The following is a 3908-nucleotide window of genomic DNA, read 5'->3' on the forward strand; positions in this document are numbered from 1 at the left end:
CCAGCCGGTGGGCGAGCTTTGGAAAGATAGTAAGCACGCGGTCGAGCGCGTCTTTGTCTCGCATGGAAAGCATACCTACAGCGAGATTGTCGCGCACGGACAAGCGCGCGAATACCGCGTGCTCTTGCGGCACATAGCCTATGCCAAGTCGAACGCGCTTTTCAGTGGGAAGTGTCTCCAGGTCGCGCGAGTCGAGCCTGAGGGCGCCGCCGCGCAGCGGTAATTCCCCAACGATAGCCTTCATCAGCGTGGTCTTCCCTGCGCCATTGCGACCAAGCACGGCCGTGCCGCCTCGCCGGGGTATTTGCATTTGCACGCCAAACAGAACCTGGCTGCGGCCATAGCCAGCATCGACGTCGATGATATCAAGCAGATTGTCGTCAAGCACGGCGCAGATAAACCTCTTGCACACGAGGGTCGGCCTGGACCTCTTGCACCGTGCCGGAGCAAATGACATTGCCTTGATCGAGCACGGTCAATCGGTCGCAAACATCCCGGATGAAATCGAGATCGTGCTCGACAATAATCAGGGAGCATTTTTCCTTGATGGGTTGCAGCAAATCGCCGGTGACTCGACGCTCCTCGAGGCTCATGCCACCTGTCGGCTCGTCGAGCAGCAAGAGCTTGGGCTCACCCGCGAGTGCCATCGCGATCTCGAGCCACTGTTGCTGCCCATGAGAGAGGGCCGACGCGGGCTGGTAAGCGCGGCTTGCGAGGCGAAACTGCTCCAGCATTCCCATTACACGATCGTGCAGAGCACCGCGGGTACGCGAGAAGATCAGGCCCACAAGTGACGACTTTGCCTGGAGAGCGAGCAAAATGTTGTCGTAAAGCGTGAGAGCCGGCAGGACGCTCGTGATCTGAAATTTTAAGCTCAACCCCGCACGGGCTCGAGCAGCAGGYGATGCATCGGTGATGTCCACRCCAGAAAACTTGATCCGACCTTTGGAGGGTGTCTCGGCACCCGCCAGACACTTCATGAGAGTGCTCTTGCCGGATCCGTTAGGCCCGATCAGACCATGGAACTCGCTTTCACCGACCGTGATTGCGGCTCCATCCAACGCCACAAGTTTTCCAAAGCTCTTTAGGATAGGGGTTGTTTCAAGCAGCGCCATGGCCGCCTCGCTTTTCCGGTCGCCCGAAGCTTCCAACTCGCTCGCGTTCGCTCAAGACGAAGCTGATCAACCCAGCAGGCCGGAACATAATCACAAGCAGCAACAGCACACCGAGCATGATCGGCCAGACATCTTGGAAAGCATTCGACAGCCAATATCCCARCGCCTCGATGACGAGAGTGCCGATCACAGCTCCGACAAGGGTACCGGACCCGCCAAACAGCACATAAAGGACAACCTGGGTCGACATCACAACGCCCAGCATGTTCGTCCACACAAACCCCTCGTGAAACGCGTATAGGCTGCCAGCAACGCCAGCGATCGCGCCACTGACGGCGAAGATGATCGCCTTGAGGTGCTGTGCTCGGTATCCGAAGAAGGCAATCCGCTGCTCATTTTCCCGCAGACCGGCAAGCGCGAGGCCAAACTGCGATCTCAACATGAAGCGGCAAAGGAGATAGACAACCACCAGAATGCCGAGCGCGATGTAGTAGAAGATTGGCCCTTCGTTCAATTCATAGGTGCCGATGGTCATCGGCTGGATCGATGGGAYCCCATTCTGGCCGCCAAGGTATTGCGATCCTCGAGCAAACCTGTCCGCCGCGTAGGCGCCGGTCATGGTGCCTAGCGACACGAAAACCACACTCGTTGGGTGACGTCCGAGCAACAAGAAGCCTGYGAGCAACAATGCGGCGACGAGGCCCWCAATGAATCCGACAGGAAGTACGACGAACATAGACGCTATGTTCGCATCGCGTGCGATCAGGGCCACGGCATAGCCGCCCAGGCCGAAAAACAGCGACTGACCAAGGCTCAGAATGCCCGCATATCCCCACACCAAATCGAACGAAATAGCGAACAAACAGAGTATGAGCACACGAGTGGCATAGATCGTTATGTAGTCGGGCAGTAGTGCCGGTGAAGACAAGCCGGCAAGAAGCAGCATTGCTTCTATAATCGTGATAGCTGGAAGGAGCGTCCTTCCCTCACCCGAATACGGCAAGGTCTCGACTTGAATTTTGTCGTTTCCAAAAGGTGCCTCGGTCATTCAGCACTCCTTCGGTTCGACAAGGCCGCCGCTCCTCGACGCAATTTGATACTGGCCGTTCTTTGCCACCCCGATATACATATTCATCCTGCAGTGGCGCTTGCCGGGCACCATCTCGGCCGGACCGCCCGGACCTTCCGCGATCTTGGCGTGGTCGAGAGCGGCGGCCACGGCATCGCGCTCAACTGTACCAGCCTCCTTTACTGCGGCTTCCCACAGCTTTAGTCCCCGATAAACGCCGGTGGCGGCACTGCCTGCCGAGAACCGAAATTTGCCGGGGAACTGCTTTTCGTAAGCCGCCTGGATCCTGGCGCTTACCGGATCCTCCGCGGTCAACGACTTATAGTAGTCGAGGCTGCTGGCGAGGCCTTCGATCTCTTCAAACTGGTTCATGTCAAGCAGGTTCTCATCGTAATAGACGCAGCCAATCCGGCCGCCGGTTTTGGAGAATCCCGCTTGATAAAGCTGCTTGAAGAATGACCCGACGCCCGGAGGAATTACCGTGTTGAATACGACGTCCACTTTGTTGGTGATGACGCGACTGACCGTTGCCGAGAAATCAATCTGATCGGTTGGATAATACTCCTCGAAAACGACCTCTCCGCCATTGCTTTCAATCACCCTGCGGGCGTACGCGTTTATTGTCTGAGGCCAGATGTAATTGGAGCCCGGCAAAGCAAATCGCTTGCCGCCATTCTTAATGAGCCAAGGGATGAATTTGTCGCAATTTTGGGCCGGCACCGGGCCGGTGCAAAACAGGTAGGGGGTACACTCCTTGCCTTCATAGGCCTGCGGATAGATGTAGAGGGTCTTCCCGCGTGAAATGATGACATCTTTGATGGCATTGCGCATCGAACTGGCAATGCCRCCGACCACCATGTCGACCTTGTCTCGCTGAATGAGCTTGCGGACATTGCYGACCGCCACCGACTCGTTCGAAGCTGTGTCCTCGATCAGAAGTTCGAGAGGGCGGCCCAGCAGACCACCCGCGTCGTTAATCTCCTTCACGAGCATTCGCGCGACATTGGCATCGGTATTGCCGTTGAACGCCAGCGATCCGGTAAGGTCGGTAGCCACGCCAATCTTGATCGAGCCCTCTGCCGCATTTGCCCATTCTGGCCGGATTATCCAGCTGCCGGGACCCACTGCTATGGCTGCAGAGGCGAACGCCAAGCTGTGAAGAAAACGGCGTCGGTTGATTTGTCGCCTGTCATTGGACATCGGTGGAGTTCCCCTATCGCTCGTTGACGATGATTGCGCGTTTCGTTGAYGGCAGTGGCTGCAAAGCTACCCGTCATCTTTTTGTCTCAAACAGAGCTTTCGGCGGCCGAATTGGGTAAAGCTGAGCAAGGCAGGATTTTCAGCCCAAGACAGTTGGGTATTACMGGCGCTGCGGGGAAAGACGTTCGTCACCGGCAGCGGCAAGATCTGAGGTAGAAGACGTATTGATCGGGTGGCCGCAGCCGACACGGYCGAGGGCGCCGCCCAGCCGCCCCGGAAGTGGAAGCGCCTCTCAGCGTGAAGGACTCACGTTGTTTTGGGCGGAGCTACTAGCCGCGGCCGCCGATCCACTCGCGGATAAATATCGATACATAGCACCAAATCGGTGCAGATTGGGCAGGTGACATGGGCCGCAAACCTGATAGCGCACCCTGCAAAGAAGTTGGAGCTTACGTGAGTGCCATTTGAGTTTCGGTCGCCAGCAGATTCTCGATTGTAAAATCGAGGTCGCGCTCGCTATTCCC

General features: G+C 57.1%; 4 protein-coding genes. All 4 read right to left on the bottom strand.

The features are described 5' to 3' along the window. Positions 1–310 (bottom strand): ATP-binding cassette domain-containing protein (locus tag ORS3428_RS06545; RefSeq protein WP_244507869.1); only part of this gene is annotated, 310 nt, incomplete at its 3' end. 70 nt (positions 311–380) lie between these two features. Beyond that, complete coding sequence (locus tag ORS3428_RS06550; RefSeq protein ID WP_071095693.1) at positions 381–1115, bottom strand: ABC transporter ATP-binding protein; 735 nt, start codon at positions 1113–1115, stop codon at positions 381–383. Then, a complete protein-coding gene (locus ORS3428_RS06555) occupies positions 1102–2061 on the bottom strand; it encodes a branched-chain amino acid ABC transporter permease (RefSeq protein ID WP_443136842.1) in 960 nt (319 codons plus the stop codon). The genes ORS3428_RS06550 and ORS3428_RS06555 overlap by 14 nt, the downstream gene beginning before the upstream one ends. A 102-nt stretch (positions 2062–2163) precedes the next feature. Next, positions 2164–3384, bottom strand: coding sequence for a substrate-binding protein (locus ORS3428_RS06560; RefSeq protein WP_071095701.1), 1221 nt, complete (start codon positions 3382–3384; stop codon positions 2164–2166). Between the last annotated feature and the right edge of the window lie 524 nt (positions 3385–3908).

Source organism: Mesorhizobium sp. ORS 3428 (assembly GCF_001854785.1).
Taxonomy (GTDB): domain Bacteria; phylum Pseudomonadota; class Alphaproteobacteria; order Rhizobiales; family Rhizobiaceae; genus Mesorhizobium.